Here is a 21,735-nt window from a genome sequence, read left to right as displayed (position 1 = left end):
TGCCCGAGCAGACGCTCCGAGCGGCGGCCACGCCGGGACGTAGGCCGAGCAGCGGACGGCGTGGCTGGGCATCTCGCCAGGCCTGGTTGATCAGTCCGGCCGCCTTGGCCTCCACGAATGCAGCCGGAACACTCGCGTCCGTTGCGACCCCATACGTGCCTGGTGTACGTCTGGCAGAGGCTGGCGACCCCTGCCAACTGCTGCGGAGCTTCGCTCGATGACGGATGAAATCCTCACTCTGCCTGAAGTCGCACAACCGCTGAAGGTTGCGGAGAAGACCGTCTGCACGATGACCCAGAAGGGGGAGCCGCCAGCGTTCAAGGTAGGAGGGCAGTGGCGCTTCCGCCGCATGGCCTCGGACGCCTGGATCGACGCGAAGACCCGCCGCGCCGCTGGCGAGGAGGAGTCGACGTGACGAGCCCCCTGACCCCACAGGATCGCTCCGCCTTCTATGGCGCTGCCGTGCTCGGCCTTCGCGCGCTCGACGCCCGCGAGACCACGCCGCGCCGCTTCGGCGCCGATGCCGAGGCGCGCTGGACCCAGTTCGCCGGAGCGCTCGGCGCCGGCGACCGCATCGACATCCTGCTGCGCGACGCCGCCGGGACGTGGGGCGCCGCGTTCTCCCCCTCGGAGTGCTTCGGCTTCTTCGGCGTCGCCGACGACGAGCCGTTCGGGCCCGACTGGGGCGGCATCGACGACAACGCCGCGAAGCGATTGCTGGCCGAGCCCGACGCTCCGGCGACGCTCGATCACATCGCCTACGGGCTCGGCGTGAAGGCGGCGGGGGTTCCCGTTCCGCCGATCTCGCCGTCGACAAAGCTCGTCGTCGCGGGCGGCACGGCGATCATTTCGGTCGCCAAGGTGTTCGCCGAGAACCGCGCGCTCTCGTGGACCGATCAGGTCGTTGTGGTCGCCGACAAAGCGGCGTGGCGCCAGCTCGCGGGACTTGCCGCCGTGCTTCTCGGCGCGCGCGGCCGCACCGTCCTCGTGCGCCCGAGCGAAGGCGCGGACACCGCCCTGCGCGCCGCGGGCTTCGCACACCTCGACGCGGCGGTCGTCTCGCCCGACGCCGAGCCTGAAGCCGCCGAGCTCGCGCGGAAGGTTGGGGGTAGATAATGGCGCTCTCCGAGGGACGCATCCATCGCGGTCGCGCGACGCCGTACCCGTGGGAGCGGCAGGCGCTCGACCTCGTCTACAAGCACGCGTCCCTCTCGGACACCGACCCGCACCAGGCGTGGGAGCTGCACGAGCTCTACGACCCGTCGTCGGGTCGCCTCTACGAGATCGATTTGCTCTTCCTCTCGCGCCAGGGTCTGTTCCTCGTCGAGATCAAGAGCCACCCCGGCGTGCTCACCGGCGACATCGTCGACTGGACGATCACGGAGGACGGTCGGCGGCGCACGATCGAGTGCCCGTATCCCGGCGCGAACCACAAGGCGAGGGTGCTCGGCGCTCTGCTCGAGCGGCAGCTCGGGGACGAGCGCCCCTACGTCCACGCGGCGGTCTTCCTCTCCAACGTCACCGAGGTTCGCCTCGACGGCGGTCGGCCACCGTGGCTGCTGCTCCCCGGCGACGTGGGCAGCAAGCTCGTGAACGGGCTCGATGGACGCGACGCGCCGCGTATCGTGAACCGCCCGATGATGAAGCAGCTCCTCCAGGCTGCGCACAAGATCGGCCTGCGCCCGAGCACCACGGCGCGCGTGGTGGGCGGCTATCAGCTCGGCGAGCTGCTCGACGAGGGCGATGGCTACCAGGAGCACCTCGCGAAAAACGCGGCTGTCGAGCGCGATCAGGCGCGCGTCCGCAGCTACCTCGTGCCCGCCGCCACGTCGGCCGAGCGGCGCGCGCAGCTTCACCGCGCCGCCCGTCGCGAGGCACGGACGCTCGCGCAGATCGGCCAGCACCCGGGCATCCTCACGTATCGCTCGTTCATCGACGACGGGCCGCTCGGACCGGCGGTGCTCTTCGAGGCCTTCGAGGACTCGCTGCCGCTGCACTCCTTCCTCCGCCAGGAGCCGAACCTCACCTTCGACGAGCGGCTCGGGCTCCTGCAGCAGATCGTCGAGGCGGTCGCGCACTGCCACCGCGCGGGTGTTCTGCACCGCAACCTGTCGCCCGCGTCCGTGCTCGTCCGGCGCGCCAGCGACACCCGCGTCCACGTGCGCCTCCATCGTTTCCAGACCGCCGCGTGGATCGAGCACTCGAGCGTCGGCACGCGCCACTTCCACGACCTGTCGCAAGCCGTCGATCGCCTCTACCAGGCGCCCGAGGTCCTCGCCGACCCTGAGAAGGCCACCTACGAGAGCGACGTGTTCTCGGTGGGTTGCCTCGCGTGGCTCGTGCTCACCGGGCAGCACCCGGCCACGACGCTCCCCGAGCGAGAACAACGTATCCAGGGCGTGAAGGACGGCGAAGGCGGCCTGCGCCCGTCGGCGGTTCGTGCCGACCTCGCGATCCTCGACGAGGCCATCGCGTTCGCGACGCAGCCGAACCTCCACGCGCGCGCCGACGATATCTCCGACTGGTTCAACACCTTCGTCCTCGAAGCGCTCACGCGCCCGACCGTCGACATCAGCGCCGGCGCCGACCCGCGCGAAGCGCAGAAGGGCGACACGCTCCAGGGCGGGCTCCGCGTCGAGCGGCGTCTCGGCTCCGGCGGCACGGCGCTCGTGCTGCACGTGCGCCGGGAGGGGCGTGACTTCGCGCTCAAGGTCCCGCACGACGCGGGCTGCGGCGAGCGCCTGCTCTCCGAGGCGAAGACGCTCCGCGACCTGCGCCACGAGCACATCGTCGCGCTGCGCGACGTCGTCACGCTGGGCGGGCTCCCGTGCTTGCTCCTCGAGTTCGCGGGCGACCGGAGCCTGGGCGACGTGCTGCGCGAGCAGGGGACGCTGCCGCTCGAGCTCGCGCGCCGGTACGGCGACGACCTGCTCTCCGCGGTCCAGTACCTCGAAGAGGCCGGCGTCACCCACCGCGACATCAAGCCGACCAACGTCGGCTTCACGAGCCTGTCGAAGAAGCAGAGCCACCTGCTCTTGCTCGACTTCTCGCTCTCGTCGGCCGACGCCACCGCCATCACGGCGGGCACGGCCGAGTGGCGCGATCCGTGGCTCTACCTGCGCGGCGCGTGGGACGCCGAAGCCGACCGCTATGCCGCCGCCGCCGTCCTCTATTACGCGCTCACCGGCGCTCGGCCCACGCTCCCGCAGGGCGACGCGACCGCCGAGGTCGTGGTCGAGGCCGAGCGCTTCGACGCGGCCGTCCGCGATCGGCTGACCGCGTTCTTTCGCAAGGCCTTCGCCCGCGATTCGAAGGCCCGCTTCGCGAGCGCGGAAGTCATGCGCCAGGCGTGGGTCCAGGCGCTCTCCGCTCCGGCAGAAACGGACGACGGTGCCTCGGCCATCGCGCTCGACCAGGTTCGCCCCGAGACGCCGGTCGACGCGCTTCCGCTGTCGGCCCACGCGCGCAACGCGCTGGATCGCGCGGGCGTGTCGACGGTCGCCGAGCTGCTGCTCCTGCCGCGCAACCAGCTCTCCGTCGTGCGCGGTGTCGGCACCCACGTCGCCCGCGAGATCATCCGGTGCGCCGATGAGCTCCGGCCGCGCTTCGAGGTCGAGAGCGGGCCGGTCCTGGTGCCTGGCTTCGCGCGCCCGCGATGGGTCCTCGATGAGCCCGAAGCCGGACTCGACGCCAGCACGGTGGACCGTCTGGTCGCCGCGGGCCTCAAGACCACGGTCGACGCCGCGCTCGCGCCGTCGGTGCGCGTCGAGAAGCTCCTCGGGAAAGCGCGCGCCGAGGCGCTGCGTGACCGGCTCGTCGCCATCGCCGCCGCCGAGCCCACGCCGGGCTCGCTGGGTGACTGGTCGCGAGAGCTCATCGGACGCGCCAGCGCCAACGAGGCGAACCGTCGTCTTCGCGTGCTGGTGGGTCTCGACCCGCTCCCCGACGAGCGCCCCGACACGGGCCTACCGGCGGCGCGCACCGTGAGCGAGGTCGCAGGGGCCTTCGGCATCGAGCCGGCGCAAATCCACTCGAGCCTTCAATTTTTACGCAACAAGCGCTGGGCCGACAACGCGGCGGCGAACGCGCTCGCACAGAGCATCTCGTCCGCGCTCGACGCGGCCTCTCCCGCGACGCCCTTCATGGATCTCGCGACGGCGCTGGCCAGGGCGCGCACCGACGGCGCGCCGACCGACGACGACGTGCGCACCGCCGCCGCGCTCGTGCGCGTGGCCCTCGAGCTGCGCCCGAACCCGCCCGCCGTGTGGCGGCGCATCGGCAGCACGCCCTGGGTGGCGCGCGATCCCGAGGTGCTCGACGCGCTCGCCGCGCTCGCCGTGGCCGCCGACCACCTCGCCGTGACCGAGCCGCTTCCCTCCTCCGAGGCCGTGCGCAGCAAGCTCGCCGAGGTCGCCCTGGGCACGCCGCTGGCCACGCTGCCGGCGGACCAGCGCCTCACGCTCGCCGCGCGCGCCAGCACGAACGCCGCCGCTTCGGCGCGCCTCGAGCTCTACCCGCGCGGCATGAACGCGGCGCGCGCGCTCGCCCTCAGCCTCGCCGCGCTCTCGGGCGCGGGCCTCACGCCCGACGTCGTGAAGAAGCGCGTCGCCGCGCGCTACCCCGAGGCCACGCCGCTTCCCGACCGTCCAGCGCTCGATGCGCTCCTTGCGCCTCACGGGCTCGTGTTCCTGGCGGACGTCGGCGCGGGCGAGTACGCGCGCCCTGGGCAGCACGCGCACACGTCGATGACCGTCTCGCTGCCCTCGCGAAAGCCCACCGCACCGGGCCTTCCGCAGCGCCGCAGCCCCGAGGCCCAGCGCGCGGCGGCCTTTCAGGACCAGCTCGATCGCGGCATCGCGGCGGGCCGGTTTCGCGTGGTGCAGGTACGCGCCGACCTCGCGAGCCCCGCGACCGACGCATTGGCCACCGCGCTGAAGACGCAGGCGATCTCGTTCGACCACGCGCTCACCGACGCCGCTCGACGGACGGCCGAGGATCTCGGCGTCGCGTGGACGAACGTCCAGGCCGCCGATCGCCAGGGCCCGGGTGGTCCCGACTGGCCGCTGCTCGTCGAGCTCGTGCGCCGGGCGACGGATCGCGTCGTGGACGAGCTCCTCTCGCGCCGCGAGCCGACGCTGGTGCTCGCGTGGCCCGGCGCGCTCGCGCGCTACGGCCTCGCCGGCGCGCTCCAGCGCATCGTCGACGGCGCCGAGCGCGGTGATGCGCCCGCGATCCTCCTCGTGGTGCCGTCGCACGCCGACGGCATCGCCCCCTCCATCAACGGCCGGCTGCCCGTTCCCGCGCCGCTGCCGAGCCAGCGGCTCGTCATGCCCGATGCGTGGCTGGCGAACGCCCACAGGGCCGAGAGTTCCCCATGATCGAAGAGATTACTCTCACCGACTTCCTCTCGTTCGGACCTGGTGCTCACACGCTGAAGCTGCAATCCCTCAACGTGCTGATCGGCCCCAACGGGTCCGGCAAGTCGAACCTGATCGAGGCATTCTCGGTGCTGCGCGCGGTTCCGAAGGACTTGCCGCTGCCGATCCGCCAGGGGGGCGGCGTCGACGAGTGGATCTGGCGTGGAGGTGCTCACGAGCACGCTGACTCCGCGGCCATCGAGATCATCTTCGTGCCCAAGGAGATCGCGTCCAGGGCAGTTCGGTACCGTGTCGCGTTCGGGAGCGAGGGAGGAAGCTTCGTCGTGCTCGACGAGCGTATCGAGAATCGCGACGGGTCGCCCAAGCCCTACTTCTACTTCGGCTACGAGAACGGACGCCCCATGCTGAACAGCGCGAAGACGAAGACGAAGACGCGCGCCCTCGAGCGGGCCGACATCGACCGTACGCAGTCGATCTTGTCGCAGCGTCGCGATCCCGAGATCTATCCGGAGGTCGCGGCGACGGGAGATCGGCTCAAACAGATCCTCATCTACCGAGCCTGGAGCTTCGGGCCGCAGAGCGCGATTCGTGCGGCGTGCGGCGCCGACGTGCAGACCGACCGGCTCCTGGAGGACTTCTCGAACCTGCCTGCCCGGCTGGCTGTCCTGAAGCGCACCCCTGCGACGAAGAAGCGACTGCTGGAGTTGCTCTCGGAGGTGGCTCCCGGCTTCACCGACGTGGAGGTCATCCCCGAGGGCGGACAGCTTCGGCTTTACCTCACCGAGGGTGAGCGCAACGTGCCTGCGCACCGGCTGTCGGACGGGACGCTGCGGTTCCTGTCGCTGCTGGCGATCCTCATCGATCCTGGCCCCGCGCGCCTGGTCCTCATCGAGGAGCCGGAGCTCGGCCTCCACCCCGACGTGCTGCCGGCGCTGCGTGACCTGCTCGTCGAGGCGAGCTCTCGCTTCCAGCTCGTCGTCACCACGCATTCCACGCAGCTCGTCGACGCGATGACGGAGCACGCCGCCGCGGTCGTCGTCTGTGAAAAGGACGGGAGCACCTCGAAGATGACTCGCCTCGACGCTGACCAGATCGCGCGTTGGAAGGAGTTCGGCTCGCTCGGTCCGCTCTGGCTTTCCGGGCGCATCGGAGGGACGCGATGGTGAAGAGCAGCCACCCCACCCCGCGGCGCGCTCGCGAGCTTTACGTCGAAGGTGGCGGCGACAGGAACCCGAGCCTCGCGAGCGAGTGCAGGAGGGCCTTCAGCAAGCTCCTCGAGCGCGCGGGCGTCACGCAGAGGCCAAGGGTCATCGCGTGTGGCGGCCGCGGGCTCGCCTACAAGCAGTTCTGTGACGCGCACGCGTCGTCGGAGGCCGACACCTGGCTGCTCGTCGACGCGGAGGAAGTCCCGAAGGCGCAGTCGCCGTGGGACCACGTGAAGGCACGAACGGGCGATGGCTGGGATCGCCCAGGCAACGCGAGCGACGACCAGCTCCACCTGATGACCGTCTGCATGGAGACGTGGCTCGCCGCCGACGTCGCTGCGATGAAGGACGTCTTCGGACCGAAGCTGGATGACAGCAAGCTCCTGGCGCTCGATCGGCTCGAGAACATGGACAAGAAAGCGATTTACGAGGCGCTCGCAGCGGCCGCCAAGCCCACGAAGGCCGGTGCGTACGCCAAGGGCTCGCATTCCTTCAAGGTGCTTGAGAGGATCTCACCCGAATCGATCCGCAAGCTATCGTGGGGCAAGCGCTTCCTCGACGCGATGGGAGCGACGAAGTGACCGCGCCGACCGGTTTGCCGAAGCTGCTGCAGCCCGCGCTGAAGGCGCTCGAGAAGGACCTCCTTGCGCGCGCGAAGACCGAGCGCGTCGAGGCCGGCCTGAAGAAGGCGTGGGAGGACGAGCAGAAGGCCGGGCAGACGGGCCTGGGCTTCGACCCCTGGCGGCGCGAGCGCGTGACCCAGCTCGCGGTCGCGTGGATCTTGTCGGTCGTCTTCGTGCGGACGCTCGAAGATCGCGGCTACGTCGATCCGCGCGTGGCGGGTGCGACGGCCGACGCGCTGCGCGCCGCCGAGGACCGCGAGGCGCTCTTCCTCCAGGTCGCGCCGTTCCTCGGGCCGCGCGAGTACCTGCTCGCGGTGTTCCGCGAGCTCTCGAAGCTGCCGGGCGCGCGCGACGTGTTCGACACGAGGCACAACCCGGTGTGGGTGCTCTCGCCGTCGAGCGAAGGCGCCCGGGCGCTGCTCGACTTCTTCCGCAAGCGCGACGCGAGCGGTGCGCCCACGCTGGTGTTCGCGGGCGGCGACACGCGCTTCCTCGGCGACCTGTACCAGGACCTCTCCGAGGCGGTGCGCAAGCGCTACGCGCTCCTGCAGACGCCGGAGTTCGTCGAGGAGTTCATCCTCGACCAGACGCTCGATCCGGCCATCGCGGAGTTCGGACTGAAGGAAGTGACCCTCATCGACCCGACCTGCGGCTCGGGGCACTTCCTCCTCGGAGCGTTCCGGCGGCTGCTCGGTCGCTGGCAGGAGGAGGCGCCGACCGAGCACATCGCGGACCTCGCGCGCCGCGCGCTCGACCAGGTCTACGGCGTCGACATCAACCCCTACGCGGTCGCCATCGCGCGCTTCCGCCTCGTGCTCGCGGTGCTCGACGCTGTGGGCATCAAGCGGCTCGAGCGCGCGCCCGACATCAAGCCGAACGTCGTCGTGGCCGATAGCCTGCTGCATCGCTTCGACCAGCGCGTGCTGAGCGCCGGGGAGATGTCGATGGACGACGACCTGCGTTGGGGAGACCGGCTCTTCCGCCTCGAGAACCGTCGGGATGTTGAGCGCGTGCTCACCAAGCGGTTCCACGCGGTGGTCGGAAACCCGCCGTACATCACGGAGCAGGACCCGTCGAAGCGCAAGAAGTACCGCGACATGTACGAGAGCGCCTCGGGCAAGTACTCGCTGTCAGCTCCGTTCACGGAGCGCTTCTTCGACCTCGGTGCCGAAGGAGGCTTCGTTGGGCTGATCAACAGTAACGCTTGGACCAAGCGGGACTTCGGCAAGACGCTCATCGAGAAGGTGCTGCCGCGACTCGACGTGCAGAAGATCATCGACACGTCTGGCTGCTACCTGCCCGGCCACGGCACGCCGACCCTGCTGCTCTTCGGGCGGAACAGGAAGGGAACCGAAGCAGCGATCGTTGCCGTGCTTGGTAAGCGCGGAGAGCGCGACGTACCCGACGACCCCGCGACGGCGCCGGTCTGGAGCGAGATCACTCGCTGCCACAACGACGTCGGTTTCGATGGCGACTACGTATCGACTGAACCGGTATCGGCTCAAGAACTCCGGCGGCACCCCTGGGTAATGGCTGGTGGCGGCGCGCGCACGGTGCTCGGCAAGCTTGCGTCCGCTGGCGACGCTCTCTCGTCGCTGGTGGAGAGTATTGGATTCATGGCCATCACCGGCGCGGACGACGCTTTCAACCGACCGATGAAGGGTTGGCTCCGGGCTGGCGTCGACGCTGAGTGGTTGCGCCGGCGGATCGCTGGATCGGACATCCGAGACTGGTTGGCCGAATCCGAGTCGGCGGTGCCGTTCCCTTACCGGAACGCGCGATTGATTGACCGGCAGTCAGCGGATGCCGCACTCGGGCGCCCCCTGTGGGCGTGTCGACGAGTGCTTCTAGATCGGCCTGACTTCAGCGGCGGGAAGTACCTCGACGTTGGTCGGACGTGGTTCGAGTTCCACCAGGTACCGCTCACGAGGCTGAGCGCGCCGTTTCTATTGGCATATGGCGAGATAGCGACGCACAACCACTTCGTAATTAGCAAACACAACGAGGTTTTCGATAGAACTGCGCCCGTCGCCATCCTCAAGAGCCAGGCGCGCGAGGATTATCGCGCGGCCATCGGATACCTGAACAGCTCGACCGTGGGCTTCTGGGGGCGACTCAACTTCTTCCAGAAGGGTGGAGATCAGGTCGGCGCAGGGGCCCGCTTGTCCAAGACCCCGTGGCAGGACCGATTGCAGCGAGCAGGGAACGTGCTTCAGCAGCTTCCGGTCCCGAAGCTCAAGGACCTGCGCGACAAGCTTCTCGATCTCGTCGTCGCAGCAGAAGAAACGGTGCAGAAGCTGGCCGAACAGACGCCCGACAAGCTCGTGATTGCCACGCTCGCTGCAACGCCCACGCTCGCAGCACTGCGCGATGCGCGTACGAAGAGCCTCGCTGAGCGCGCACGGCATCGGGGTCTCCTCGTGTCCCTTCAAGAGGAAATGGACTGGCGGGTGTATGGGATCCTCGGCCTCTCCACCGTGGAGGCCCCCTCCGTTGACGCCGTGCGCGTCGTTGTGGAACCGAACCAGCGACCCTTCGAGGTTCGTCTCGCGCGAGAGGTGCGCAGCGACGTATCGGCGTCGGAGTGGTTCCGAGTGCACAAGCGCGACGCGCCGAAGGATGTCGCTGGTCCGCTCGCCGATCTCTATCGCCAGCGCCTACGCCTCCTCGACGACCCCGAGCACGGCGCCCAGCTCCGGCTCCTCGAGACGCCCGAGACCAAGCGCCGCTGGTCGCCGCTCGACGGCATCAAGGCGTTTTCGGATGCCGTGCGCAGCTGGCTCCTCGAACGCATCGAGGCGTCGTTCCGCGAGCAGTCGCAGCCCGAGCTGCGCACTGCACGCCAGCTCGCCCTGGAGCTCGGGCGCGATCCGGCCGTGACCGCTGCCCACGAGCTGCTCACCGAGGAGAGCGGCCTCGACCTCGTGAGGCTCGTCTCCGAGCTCGTTGACGCCGAGGGCGTGCCCTTCCTCGCCGGCTACCGCTACGCCGAGACCGGCATGGAGAAGCGCGCGAGCTGGGAGGAGACCTGGCGCCTGCAGCGCCTCGAAGACGAGGGCAAGCTCGCCCCCGAGCTGAAGCGCTTCAACCTCAAGGCCATCCCGCCGCCCGACAAGTACGCTCCCAAGGACTTCCTGCGCCACTACTGGAGCCTGCGCGGCAAGCTCGACGTGCCGAAGGAGCGCTTCGTCACCGTGCCCGGCGGCAACACCGACGAGGACACGACGCCGCTCGTCGGCTGGGCGGGCTGGGACCACCTGCAGACTGCACAGGCGCTTTCCGGCCTCTACCAGCGCCGCAAGACCGAGGACGGCTGGCAGAAGAATCGCCTCGTCCCACTGCTCGCCGGGATCGCCGAGCGCGTGCCCTGGCTGCTCCAATGGCACAACGAACCGAACGATGCCTTCGGCGGGATGAAGCTCGGCGAGTTCTTCCGCGATTTCGTCGTCGGGGAGGCGCACACGCTGGGCATCGCGGTGGACTTCACGAAGGCGACCGACGACCTGCGCACGTGGACGCCGCCCGCCGCGCCGAAGCGCACGACCGTCGACCCGAGCGAAGTGCTCGCCGCGCTCCAGAGCTGGAAGCCCGAGGTCGAAGAGGACGAGGACGACGACGGCGAGGACGCCGAGCTCCCTGAGGGACCGACGGACGTCGAGCTTGCGAGCGCCGTGGGTGTCACCAAGGCGCTTGTCGCCAAGGCGCTGAAGAAGCTCATTGCCGACGGGCTTGTGGAGAAGCTCTCCGGGCGCCCTGCTCGGTACGTGGCCACGGGAGACCAAGCATGACGAAACGCATCCACGACCTGCTCGACCTTCCGGAGGCCGTCCGCAAGGGCGACTTCGTGCAGGATCTCACCGGCGGCATCGCTCAGCCCGAACGCACGGTGAAGGACTACGCGATCACGCCGAAGATCGTGCAGACCTTCGAGCACGCGCTGTCGATCATCGGAAGCGCGCTGCGCGACGGGCGCAGCCAGGCGGCGTACCTCCACGGGTCGTTCGGCGCGGGCAAGAGCCACTTCATGGCGGTGCTCGACCTGATGCTCGCCGACCACCCCGCGCCGTGGAGCCGTGGCGAGCTGCACGCGCTACGCGGCAAGAACGCGTGGATCGGCAAGAAGAAGCTCCTCCAGCTCCCGATCCACATGCTGGGCGCGCAGGACATGGAGTCGAAGATCCTGGGCTCCTACGTCGCGTGGGTGGCCAAGAACCACCCCGACGCGCCGACGCCGGCCGTCTACGCCGACCAGGGCCTGTTCGACGACGCGCGCCGCCTGCGCACCACGCTCGGCGACGACACGTTCTTCGGCAAACTGAACGGAGGCGTCCAGCAAGCGGCGAGCGGCTGGGGCAAGCTCGCCGAGACGCGCCAGTGGAATGCCGCGTCGTTCGAGGCGGCGGCCTCTGCGACCTACGTCGGCGAGGGCGACCGGGACGCCCAGAGCCCGCGCGCCAAGCTCTTCAGCGATCTGGTGCGGACCTTCTTCACATCGTGGACCGCGCAGCAGGGCCGCTTCGTGGACCTGGACACCGGACTCGGCGTCATGAGTCGCCATGCGAAGTCGCTCGGCTTCGACGCCATCGTGCTCTATCTCGACGAGCTGGTGCTGTGGCTCGCGGGCAACTCGAGCGATCTGCCCTTCGTCGGCCGCGAGGTGCAGAAGATGGTGAAGCTCAAGGAGGCGCAGGACGCCGACCGCGCCATCCCCATCGTGAGCTTCATCGCGCGCCAGCGAGATCTGTCGCAGTTCCTCGGCGAGCAGGCGCAGGGAGCGGTGCGGAGCGAGCTGTCGCGCAACCTCTCGCACCACGACGGTCGCTTCGAGACCGTCACGCTCGCCGACTCGAACCTCCCGGCCATCGTCGCCCACCGCGTCGTGCGCCCGAAGGACGAATCCGCAGCGCAGCGCCTCGCCGACGACTTCGCCAAAACGTGGCGCGCTGCCGGGCAGGCGCAGAGTGTGCTCATCGGCAGCGAGGGTGACGAGGCCGACTTCAAGAAGGTCTACCCGTTCTCGCCCGCGCTCGTCGAAGCGCTCGTCGCGCTCTCGGATTGCCTGCAGCGTGAGCGCACGGCAATCCGAATCCTGATGGAGCTGCTCGTCAACCACCTGCCGGACCTCGAGCTCGGTCGCGTGGTGCCCGTGGGAGACGCGTTCGACGCCCTCGCCGAGAGCGAAGACCCGATTGACGACCCGGTGATGAAGGCGCGCTTCGATCGCGCGCGCGACCTCTATCGCGAGAGCTTCCTGCCCATCATCCGGCGGCAGCACAACACGGACAACCCGGCCGCGTGCCAGCGCCTGCGGGAGGACCACGACCGTCGCCTCGGCTGCAGCGGCTGCCAGCAGCGCATGTGCCGCAACGACAACCGGCTCGCCAAGACGCTGCTGATGGCGGCGCTCGTGCCCGAGGCCAGGCCGTTCAAGGGGCTGACGGTGAAGCGGCTCGCGCACCTGAACCACGGCACCATCGCGTCGCCCATCCCCGGCGCCGAGATGCAGGTGGTCGCGCAGCGGCTTCGCGACTGGGCGAGCCAGATCGGCGCGCTCCGTCTCGGAGAGCAGGCCGATCCCGAGGTGGGCATCCACCTCGCGGGCGTCGATCTCCAGCCGATCCTCGCGCAGGCCGCCGAGGCCGACACGCCCGGCGCGCGCAAGAACGCGATGCGGCGCCTCCTGTTCCAGGCGCTCGAGCTCGACAGCGAGGGCACCGTGGTCGAGGCCGAGCTGCCCTTCCATGGCACGCGCCGCAAGGGCCGCATCCGCTACGGCAACGTCCGCGAGATGGACGACACGACGCTGACCTGTCCCCGCGAGTACGAGTGGCAGGTCATCGTCGACTATCCCTTCGACGAGCGCGGCCACGGTCCCGACGAGGACCTGCGCACCGTCGAGCGCTACCGCGACACGCGCCCCGCCGACGCGCCGCCGAACCCCACGGTGGTGTGGCTGCCGACGTTCTTCTCGCACGCGCTCGAGCGCGAGCTCGGCGAGCTGGTCGTCCTCGAACACATCCTCGACGGCGACGCGCGCAAGTACCTCGGGCATCTGCGCGTCGAGGATCAGTCGACGGTCCGCGCCGACCTCGCGAGCCTGCGCGCGCAGAAAGAGGCGCTGGTGAAGCGCACGCTGGCGCAGGCCTACGGCCTCGCGATGGCGAACGACAGCGCGTTCCTCGACCGGTCGCGCACGGTGGACGAGCACTTCATCCCCCTGCTCGGTGACCTCGACATCCGCGCGGTCCTCGCCGGCACGATGAAGGACGGGTTTCGCCAGGTCGTCGACACGGTGCTGTCGAAGAAGTACCCGCACCACCCTCGCTTCGATGGGCCGGTGTCGGCGACGCGCATGGAGAAGGTCGGCGCGCTCATCGAGAAGCTGCTGGACGAGCGCGACCGCCGCATGAACGTCGACAAGGGCGAGCGCAACGACCTGCGTGCCTATGCCGATCCGCTCGGCATCACCGAGACGGGCGACGTCGCGGTGCTGCTGCGTGAGCGGCCCTTCCAGGACATCGATCAGCAGCGTCAGCAGGCCGGCATCGACACGCCGACCGTGGGCAACGTGCGCGGCTGGCTCGATCCACAGCGGACACGCGGCCTGCCCGCCGAGGTGCAGGACGTGCTGATATCGCTCTACACTTCTTGGAGTGGTCGCACCTTCCGGCGTAACGGTAAGAGCTACGCGCTGCCACGGCCCGGCCAGCTCCCGGACGACGTCGAGCTCCTCCGCCCCGAGCTGCCGACGCTGGCCGAGTGGACGGAAGCGCTGAACCGCGCGGGTGGCCTGTTCGGTGTGGCGATCGGTGGTCGATCGCTCAGCGCACGCAACCTCTCGGCCTTCGCCGACAAGGTGAAGGAGAAGCTGAACGAGGTACGGGACGCCGGCGACCTTCCCGCCGCGCTCGAGCCGAAGGTGCGCGACTGGGCCGAGCCCGAAGCGGCGCCCCGCCTGGTCACCGCTCGGGCATCTACGGTGCTGCTCACGCAGCTCGCGCGCGGCGACGGCGCCTCCATCGTGCGCGACCTCGCGAGCTTCACGCCGAAGACGTCGATCGCCGCGATGGACCGGAACTTCAAGACCGCCGCTGCCAACAAGCACCTCCTCGAGGAGGACGCGCGCTGGATCCTGTTCCGGCAGGTGAAGGGGCTCCTCGGCGACGCCGAGCGCGGCGAGCGTGCGAGGTCGCTCCTCGCGGACCTCGCCGCGCTGCTCACCGCTGACGAGGTCAACAAGATGCTCGCCGACGGCCTGAGCGGCCTGACCCGCCGCGCAGACGAGCTGCTGCGTGTGCCGACGAAGCCCGAGCCGCCGAAGCCGCCGGCGGGTGAAATGGTCGTGCTCGAAGCCTCGAACGACCTCGCCTCTGCCAAGGCGGCGGCGAAGGCGCTGCGTGAGCTGGCTGAGCGCCTCGAAGCGGAAGGGCGGGACGCCTCACGCATCGAGATCCGCATCAGGGCGTGGAAGCGGAGGCCGGAATGACCGAGTCGCCGCTCCTCTCGGAGGCCGACGTTCGCTTGGAGGTGGAGCGGCTGTTCCGGCGCGACCATCGCTCGAAGCTGCTCGCGCTCTTCGGTCGAGGGCAGCCCGGGCGCTTCGAGCTCGATGGTCTCGAGTGGGACATCATTCCGACGGCATGCGAGCTGGAGCTTCGCGCGAAGCTGCCAGCCCCGGGCGAACAGCGTGCGACCGGGAGCGTGTACCTGGTCGACTGGGCCGAAGACGCACTGCCGCTCGATGTCTCGTGTCGGCTCGCGGGCGGGCGCATCTACCACGTCGCGCGCGACGCGCGGCTCGCCGCCCTGTTCGGCGCGCGCCAGATCGATCCGGGCCTGTCGTCGACAGCGCTCGCGCGGCTCGTGCTCTCGGGGAGCGTCGAGGGGCTCCGCAAGATCACCGGGCTTCGGCTCACGCGCAGCGACCTCTGGAAGCGCGTGCTCGAAGCGCGCTTCGGGATCCCCGAGGGCGCGCTCGAGACAGCGGCTGCGTGGCTGCGGTGGGTGCGCAGCTCCGACGCGGGCCCAGCGTTCGTCAAGGCGTGTGAGGGCGACGACCTCCTGCGGGCAGTGCGCCGCGAGCTGCTCGACTGGCTCGAAGAGCGGCTTCCCGCCGTCGGCGTGCTCGGCTTCCGCGCGTGGGAACTCGGCCTCATCGACCGCGCGCTGCAGGCGCTCTTGCTCCTCGCGGCCGTCGAGCAGAACGAGGACGCCTACCTGCGTGGGCTCGTGAACGGACAGATCGCGAGCATCGCGCCCGGGCTCGCCAAGGAGGTCCGTGCGGCGCATGCCGGCGGCGCCGCGCAGGCGCTGCTCGAAGCGGTGCTGTCCGTCGAGGACGCCGGCGATCGGCGGCTGCTCGACGAGGCGGAAGCACATGCGGTCAGCGGCGGCGCCTCCGCGCTCGCCGCGGCCAGCGACTGGCTGCCGGCTGGCCACGTCGCGCGCGAGGCTGCCGTCGCGACCGCCCTGACCAGGTTCGTCGAAGCGCCCAGCCCCGAGGTGCTCGAAGCGCTGCTCGCGGCCTTCGACCGCCTGAGCGCGCACCGTCTGGACCACGCGATCCGTCGCTCGGAGCATGTCGAGGCGCGGAAGATGGCGGCGCGCCTCTCCGCGTGGCTCCTCGCGCGCCGGGTCCGCCCGCAGCTCGCCGAGCACGGTACCCCCTACCAGGCGGCGGTCGACCTCGCGCGCCGCTACGCCGAGGAGGGCGGCTTCCTCGACTGGGCTCGCCAGAGCCTTCGAGGCATGCGCGGCGCGGGTGACGCGCTCATGGCGGCCGTGCGTCGCCTGAACGAGGCGGTCGACGAGGTCGCGCGGGCCGACGATCAGCGCTTCGCCAGGGCGTACGTGGCGTGGGTCGATGCCGGGAAGCCCTCGAACGAGGTGCTGCCCATCGAGCACGTCACGAAGCGCGTCGTCGCGCAGTTCCTCAAGGGCGGCGAGCACCGGCGACTGCTCCTCGTGCTGATGGACGGCATGAGCTACGCGGCGGCGGTGCAGGTGCTCCAGCGCCTGCGCGACCAGCGCCGCTGGAACCCGATCGCGTGGCGCACGCCCGGCTGGAACGGGCTGCTCCCGATCCCGCCCGTGCTGGCGGCGGCGCCCACGCTGACCGAGGTGAGCCGCGCTGCGCTCTTCGCGGGCGTGGCCGACCCCCGCTTCGGCGACCAGGGCACCGATAAGGACGATTCGCGCTGGGCGTCGAACCCTCACCTACGAGAGCTGGTCGGCGACGAGCCGCTCAAGGTGTTCTTTCGCCGCGACATACACGCCGGGCACGAGCTCATCGACGAGGTGAAGCAGGCCGTGGCTGGGGACCAGCGCGTCGTCGCCGTCGTCGTGAACGCCATCGACGAACAGCTCAAGGGCAGCCTCCAGGTCGCCGTCGACTACAGCAGGACACCGATTCTCCCGCTCGAGGCTCTGCTGAGCGCGGCGGACGGCGCGGAGCGCGCGGTGCTGCTCGTGGCGGACCACGGGCACGTCCCGGGCGACGCGATGCGCGTCGCGAGCGGCCGCATCCCCGCGGGCCGCGAGGGGGGGCCCCGCTGGCGCGCGCTGGCCCAGGGCGAGCAGCCGCAGGACGGCGAAGTGCTCCTGCCCCGGACCTCGTGGAAGCCGCGCGGAGCGGCCGGCATCGCCGCGCTCTGGGACACGGCCCTCGCGAACCGCGCGCCGCACTACGGCGAGCACGGTGGGCTGTCGCTCGCCGAGGCGGTCGCCCCCGCATTCCTCATCGGCCCCGAGTGGCTCGATCGCGTCGCGGGCGAGGACGTCGAGCTCTCGTGCCGCGTCCTGCCGGAGCCCGACTGGTGGGCGCTCAAGATCGCGCGGCCCGCAGCCCCGCCCGTGGCGGTGGAGGAGCCCAGGGCACCCGCGAAGGCGCAGCTCCAGCTCCTCCCCGTCGAGCCCGCCAAGACGCCCACAGCGCGCCCCCCCGCGCCCACGGAGCCCGCGCTCGTGACGCGCCTGCGTGTGTCCAAGCTCTTCACGCAGCAGGTCGCCGGCGTCCCGAAGCCCGACGTCGAGCGCGTGCTCACCTGGCTCGCCGTGCTCGTCGAGTCGGGCGGCAGCCTGACCGCCGCCGACTTCGCGCGGCTGTGCGGTGTGCGGCCCCACCAGGTCGGCGGTGTCGTCGCGCGCATGGGGGTCCTGAACGCTGACGGCTTTGCCATCGTCGAGCACGACGTCGCAGGCCGCCGGGTCGTTCTGCACAAGGCGAGGCTGCTCTCGCAGTACGGAGTGACGGAATGAGCAAGCCCAGCGTGCTGCTCCGCAAAGACGTCATCGAGGCGCTGCGCCGAGGAACGGTGCCACGGCGCGGACTCGACCTGTTCGCGGTGGGAACGGACCGATTCGAGGTCTCCTTGAAGGAGGAGCTGGAGCGCTGCGCTACGGGCGGCGCCGTATTCAAGGCGCTGCGCGGCGACTTCGGTTGCGGCAAGAGCTTCACCGCGCGCTGGTACCAGCAACAGGCGCTGGCGCGAGGCTTTGCCGTCGCCGAGGTGCAGGTCTCCGAGAACGACACGCCGCTGCATCGCCTCGAGACGGTCTACCGCCGAGCGACGGAGGGACTGCGCACGGCCGAGTGGGACACAGGCGCGTTCCGCGCGATCACCTCGCAGTGGCTGATGGGCCTTGAAGAAGAGGTCTCGCGCACGCTTGGCGATCCCGACGACTTGAAGGCGCTGGCCGACGGTGTCGGCAACCTGCTCGAGGCGCGCCTGAAGGACGTGAGCGCAGTGCAGCCGCAGTACGCGGCGGTGCTGCGCGCCTATCACGCCGCCGAGGTGGCCGAGGACCACGCGCTCGCCGAGGGGCTCATCGCGTGGCTGATGGGTCAGCCCAACGTCAGCGCGGACATCAAGAAGCGGGCGGGCATCAAGGGCGAAATCGATCACACCGGCGCGCTTGGCTTCTTGCGTGGACTGCTCGCGGTCTTGCAGCAGTGCGGGCGACCGGGTCTTCTGCTGGTCCTCGACGAGGTCGAGACCATCCAGCGCGTTCGCTCCGACAGCCGCGACAAGAGCCTCGAAGCGATCCGCAAGCTGATCGACGATCTGTACGGTAGTCGCTTCGCGGGGCTCTACATCCTCATCACCGGCACGCCCGCCTTCTTCGACGGGCCGAACGGCGTGAAGCGCCTGCCGCCGCTCGCGCAGCGTCTACACGTCGACTTCTCGGGCGACCCGAAGTGGGACAACCCGCGCGATGTGCAGGTGCGCCTCTTCCCGTTCGACCGGGAGCGGCTCATCGAAGTCGGACGCCGGGTGCGGGACCTGTACCCGACGGACCACCCCGAACGAATGAAGGCGCGCGTCACCGACGCGGTGCTGAGCGGGCTCGCCAACGAAGTCGCGGGGAAGCTCGGCGGCAAGGTTGGCGTGGCGCCGCGCATCTTCTTGCGGAAGCTCGTCGCGACCATCCTGGATCGCGTCGACCTGTTCCCCGACTTCGACCCGGCCAAGGACCTTGACATCCGCATCGAGGCCGAGGAGCTCACGCTCGAAGAGCAGGCCGCAGCCGTCGGCATGAAACCCGACGACATCGAGATCGATCTGTGATGACGCGCCCGGACGCCATTGATCGCCTGAGCCCCGCCGTTCGCTACCAGATCGCGAACGGGCTGGGGTGGAGCGGTCTGCGTCCGGTGCAGGCGCTCTCGACCGAGGCAATCCTCGACGGAGCCAACTGCGTCGTGCTCGCGCCCACCGCAGGTGGCAAGACCGAGGCGGCGTTCTTGCCGCTCCTCTCGAAGATGGACGTCGAGGACTGGCGCGGCGTTTCGGTGCTCTATATCGCGCCGATCCGCGCGCTCCTCAACAACCAGGAGGCGCGGCTCTCGAAGCTCACGGGGCTCATTGGAAGGCGCGCCGGCAAGTGGCACGGGGACGTGAAGGAGCCCGCGCGCAAGCGCCTCGTCGGCGACCCACCCGACGTGGTGTCCATCACGCCCGAGTCGCTCGAAGCGATGCTGCTCTCGACGCGTACGCCCGCGCGACGCTTCCTCGCGCACGTGCGCGCCGTCGTCATCGACGAGGTACACGCCTTCGCGGGAGACGATCGCGGCGCTCACCTCGTGTCGCTCCTCGAGCGCATATCGCGCATCGCGGAGACCGACATCCAGCGCATCGGCCTGTCGGCGACCGTCGGCGATCCCGAGATCATCGTCACGTGGCTCAGCGGCAGCAGCATGCGGCCCCAGCGCGTCGTCGACCCAGGCGGTGCGCGTAAGCCGCCGGAGCTGGTCCTGGACTTCGTCGGCACGCTCGACAACGCGGCGCTGCTCATCGACCGCCTGTACCCGGGCACGCGGCGCCTGGTGTTCGTCGACAGCCGCAGGCGCGTCGAGGAGCTCGGTCATCGCCTCTCGCAGCGCGGGGTCGACGTCTACCTCTCGCACTCGTCGCTCGCGCTTTCGGAGCGAACGGCCGCCGAGAAGGCATTCGAGGAGGGCACCAACTGCGTCATCGTCGCGACGAGCGCGCTGGAGCTGGGCATCGACGTCGGCGACCTCGATCACGTGATTCAGATCGACGCGCCGACCAGCGTTTCGTCCTTCCTGCAGCGCATGGGGCGTACGGGCCGACGCGCGGGTTCGACCGCCAACTGCACCTTCCTCGCAACCGATCACGACGCGCTCCTGCGCGCCGCCGCCATCATCGATCTGTTCAGAAACGGCTACGTCGAGCCCGCAAGGCCCTCGGCGTGGACGCCCCACGTGCTCGCGCACCAGGCCATTGCGCTCTCGATGCAGGAGCAGGGCTCGGCGTCGCACGGCTGGTGGAGCTGGCTCGAGGGCTGCGCGGCCTACCGCGACGTCTCCGCGCAGGAGCGCGAGAGCATCGTTCGCCACATGGTCGACAACGACATCCTCGTCGAGGCCGACGCACGGCTCGCGCTCGGCGCACGAGGCGAGCGGCTCTATGGCGCGCGGAACTTCCTCGAACTCTACGCCGTGTTCTCGACGCCCCGCGTAGTCCGCGTGATGCACGGCCAGACGGAGGTCGGCGTCGTCGACGCTTCGTTCCTCCAGGACAAGGAGCGCCAGAGCCCGAACTTCGTCCTCGCCGGACGCCCATGGCGGATTGTCGGCGTTGACTGGAAGGGCGGCACATGTTCCGTAGAGCCCGCAGAGGCTGGCGCGTACCCGCGCTGGTTCGGCCAACCCGTGAGCCTCGAGCGCTCACTTTGCCAGGCCATGCGCCGTGTCCTCGCGAGCAAAGACACCGACCCATCGTGGTCGAAGCGCGCTGTCACCGCGCTCGAGGCGCAACGTGAATCGCACGCCTTCCTCGACGACGGCGCGCTACCCCTCGAAGAAGACCCCGATGGCCGCTGCCGCTGGTGGACCTTTGGCGGCGGCGCCGGCAACCGCGTCCTCGCGGGCCTCTTGGAGCTGGAGCTCGGCGCCCGCGTCTCGCCCGGCAACACCTTCCTCACCTTCGCCGAGGGCGCCGCCGAGAGCGCGGTCGCGATCCGGCAGGCCATCGACGCGCTCGCCGCCCGTGCGTCGCTCGGCTGGGCCGACGCCGCGCGCCTCGTCGATCCTGGCCAGCGCTCGCGCGTGTCGAAGTTCCAGCCGTGCCTTCCGCCGGAGATCGAGCACGGCCTCATCGCCCGCGAGACGATGAACGTGGACGACGCGAACGCGACCCTCGCGGCGTGGAGGCGCGGTGCGACGAACCAGGAGAAAGAGACATGAAGACGCCATGCTCCGCTGCCGATTCGGCCCTGGGATGGCTGCATCAGGTTGCTGCCGAGCAGGCGATTAAGGACCTGCTCGACGAGCTGCTGGCTCTTTCTGCGCGCGTCGTCGCGTTCGACTTCCCGTTCTGCGTTCCCCACGCGCTCCTACGGGACGCCAAGTTCGCCGCGGACGTCGGCATCAAGGACGGCGCGCTCACCGGCTGGCGCTCCTTCAACTGGTTCGTCGCCCAGCACCTTCCGCTCACCGACCCGCTCGACTTCAGCGCGCGGCTCTGGACGAAGCGCGCGACCGACATCGCGACCGGTGGTCAGCCGCCACTCAAGGACAAGTTCCAGGCAACGTTCCAGATGACGCTCCTCAGGAACGCCCTTCTCTCGAAGCTGTGGGAGTCGTACAAGTACCGCGTGCTCCCGTTCCCCGGAGGGCGCGGCGCGGGCGAGATCATCGAAGTCTACCCCGGTGCGACGCTGCGCACGATTGGGCTCGCGAGCTACAAATCCCGGCCCGAAGAACCGGTGCGCTGCGGCATCGCCGCGTGTACCGCCGCAGGCATTAAGCTCGACGTCGACCTCCGGCTGGTCGGGCTCTGTTGCCGCTACAGCTCCGGCGGGAGGACGCCCGACTACGGCGTGGCCGACGCGTTCGTCGCCCTCTGCACCGCGATCCTCCACGCCGAGGGGGCGTGTCGGCCTGCTATCGCCAGCGACCCCATCTGGCAAGAGCGGCTGTTGAAGGAATGGGAGGGAGCCATCTGGGTCCCGGCCATCGCGACCAGCGCGCTGGCGTAGCGCCGTGACTCGCAGCGAGTCACGACG

11 protein-coding genes are annotated in these 21,735 nt (G+C 70.0%); all 11 read left to right on the top strand.

Going from position 1 to position 21,735, the window contains the following annotated elements; genetic code table 11:
• The first annotated feature begins 217 nt into the window (after positions 1 to 217).
• The 11 genes from WMF20_RS07600 to WMF20_RS07550 are packed head-to-tail and all read left to right on the top strand — an operon-like array spanning position 218 to position 21,708.
• Positions 218 to 415, top strand: coding sequence for a helix-turn-helix domain-containing protein (locus tag WMF20_RS07600; RefSeq protein ID WP_437611934.1), 198 nt, complete (start codon positions 218 to 220; stop codon positions 413 to 415).
• Positions 412 to 1,116 (top strand): hypothetical protein, encoded by a 705-nt coding sequence (locus tag WMF20_RS07595; protein ID WP_437611932.1) that lies wholly within the window; start codon positions 412 to 414, stop codon positions 1,114 to 1,116. Before WMF20_RS07600 ends, WMF20_RS07595 begins: the two co-directional genes overlap by 4 nt.
• On the top strand, positions 1,116 to 5,378 hold the full coding sequence (locus tag WMF20_RS07590) for a protein kinase domain-containing protein (protein WP_437611930.1): 4,263 nt from the start codon (positions 1,116 to 1,118) through the stop codon (positions 5,376 to 5,378). The genes WMF20_RS07595 and WMF20_RS07590 overlap by 1 nt, the downstream gene beginning before the upstream one ends.
• Entirely contained in the window at positions 5,375 to 6,544 is a 1,170-nt protein-coding gene (locus WMF20_RS07585) for an AAA family ATPase (RefSeq protein WP_437611928.1), read from the top strand. Before WMF20_RS07590 ends, WMF20_RS07585 begins: the two co-directional genes overlap by 4 nt.
• Positions 6,538 to 7,164 (top strand): DUF4276 family protein, encoded by a 627-nt coding sequence (locus WMF20_RS07580; protein ID WP_437611926.1) that lies wholly within the window; start codon positions 6,538 to 6,540, stop codon positions 7,162 to 7,164. Before WMF20_RS07585 ends, WMF20_RS07580 begins: the two co-directional genes overlap by 7 nt.
• Positions 7,161 to 10,994, top strand: coding sequence for a BREX-2 system adenine-specific DNA-methyltransferase PglX (gene pglX, locus WMF20_RS07575; RefSeq protein WP_437611924.1), 3,834 nt, complete (start codon positions 7,161 to 7,163; stop codon positions 10,992 to 10,994). The genes WMF20_RS07580 and pglX overlap by 4 nt, the downstream gene beginning before the upstream one ends.
• The gene (locus WMF20_RS07570; protein ID WP_437611922.1) at positions 10,991 to 14,692 is read left to right on the top strand and encodes a hypothetical protein; all 3,702 of its coding nucleotides are present in this window, start codon (positions 10,991 to 10,993) and stop codon (positions 14,690 to 14,692) included. Before pglX ends, WMF20_RS07570 begins: the two co-directional genes overlap by 4 nt.
• On the top strand, positions 14,689 to 17,463 hold the full coding sequence (gene pglZ, locus WMF20_RS07565; protein ID WP_437611920.1) for a BREX-2 system phosphatase PglZ: 2,775 nt from the start codon (positions 14,689 to 14,691) through the stop codon (positions 17,461 to 17,463). The genes WMF20_RS07570 and pglZ overlap by 4 nt, the downstream gene beginning before the upstream one ends.
• Positions 17,460 to 18,773, top strand: a complete 1,314-nt coding sequence (gene brxD / locus WMF20_RS07560; protein ID WP_437611919.1) for a BREX system ATP-binding protein BrxD — start codon at positions 17,460 to 17,462, stop codon at positions 18,771 to 18,773. Before pglZ ends, brxD begins: the two co-directional genes overlap by 4 nt.
• Positions 18,773 to 20,914, top strand: a complete 2,142-nt coding sequence (locus WMF20_RS07555) for a DEAD/DEAH box helicase (protein ID WP_437611918.1) — start codon at positions 18,773 to 18,775, stop codon at positions 20,912 to 20,914. Before brxD ends, WMF20_RS07555 begins: the two co-directional genes overlap by 1 nt.
• Positions 20,911 to 21,708: a hypothetical protein gene (locus tag WMF20_RS07550; protein ID WP_437611917.1), complete on the top strand. Its 798-nt coding sequence runs from the start codon at positions 20,911 to 20,913 to the stop codon at positions 21,706 to 21,708. Before WMF20_RS07555 ends, WMF20_RS07550 begins: the two co-directional genes overlap by 4 nt.
• Positions 21,709 to 21,735: the final 27 nt, after the last annotated feature.

The organism is Sorangium sp. So ce834 (genome assembly GCF_051521425.1).
In the GTDB taxonomy this organism is placed as follows: domain Bacteria; phylum Myxococcota_A; class Polyangia; order Polyangiales; family Polyangiaceae; genus Sorangium; species Sorangium cellulosum_D.
The sequence above is the reverse complement of the archived record's forward strand: the minus strand, read 5'-3'. Positions and strand labels throughout refer to the sequence as shown.

Coding starts and splice junctions, on each gene's coding strand:
- WMF20_RS07600 (WP_437611934.1), top strand. CDS start 218: ATGACGGATGAAATCCTCACTCTGCCTGAAGTCGCACAACCGCTGAAG.
- WMF20_RS07590 (WP_437611930.1), top strand. CDS start 1,116: ATGGCGCTCTCCGAGGGACGCATCCATCGCGGTCGCGCGACGCCGTAC.
- WMF20_RS07585 (WP_437611928.1), top strand. CDS start 5,375: ATGATCGAAGAGATTACTCTCACCGACTTCCTCTCGTTCGGACCTGGT.
- WMF20_RS07580 (WP_437611926.1), top strand. CDS start 6,538: ATGGTGAAGAGCAGCCACCCCACCCCGCGGCGCGCTCGCGAGCTTTAC.
- WMF20_RS07570 (WP_437611922.1), top strand. CDS start 10,991: ATGACGAAACGCATCCACGACCTGCTCGACCTTCCGGAGGCCGTCCGC.
- pglZ (WP_437611920.1), top strand. CDS start 14,689: ATGACCGAGTCGCCGCTCCTCTCGGAGGCCGACGTTCGCTTGGAGGTG.
- brxD (WP_437611919.1), top strand. CDS start 17,460: ATGAGCAAGCCCAGCGTGCTGCTCCGCAAAGACGTCATCGAGGCGCTG.
- WMF20_RS07555 (WP_437611918.1), top strand. CDS start 18,773: ATGACGCGCCCGGACGCCATTGATCGCCTGAGCCCCGCCGTTCGCTAC.
- WMF20_RS07550 (WP_437611917.1), top strand. CDS start 20,911: ATGAAGACGCCATGCTCCGCTGCCGATTCGGCCCTGGGATGGCTGCAT.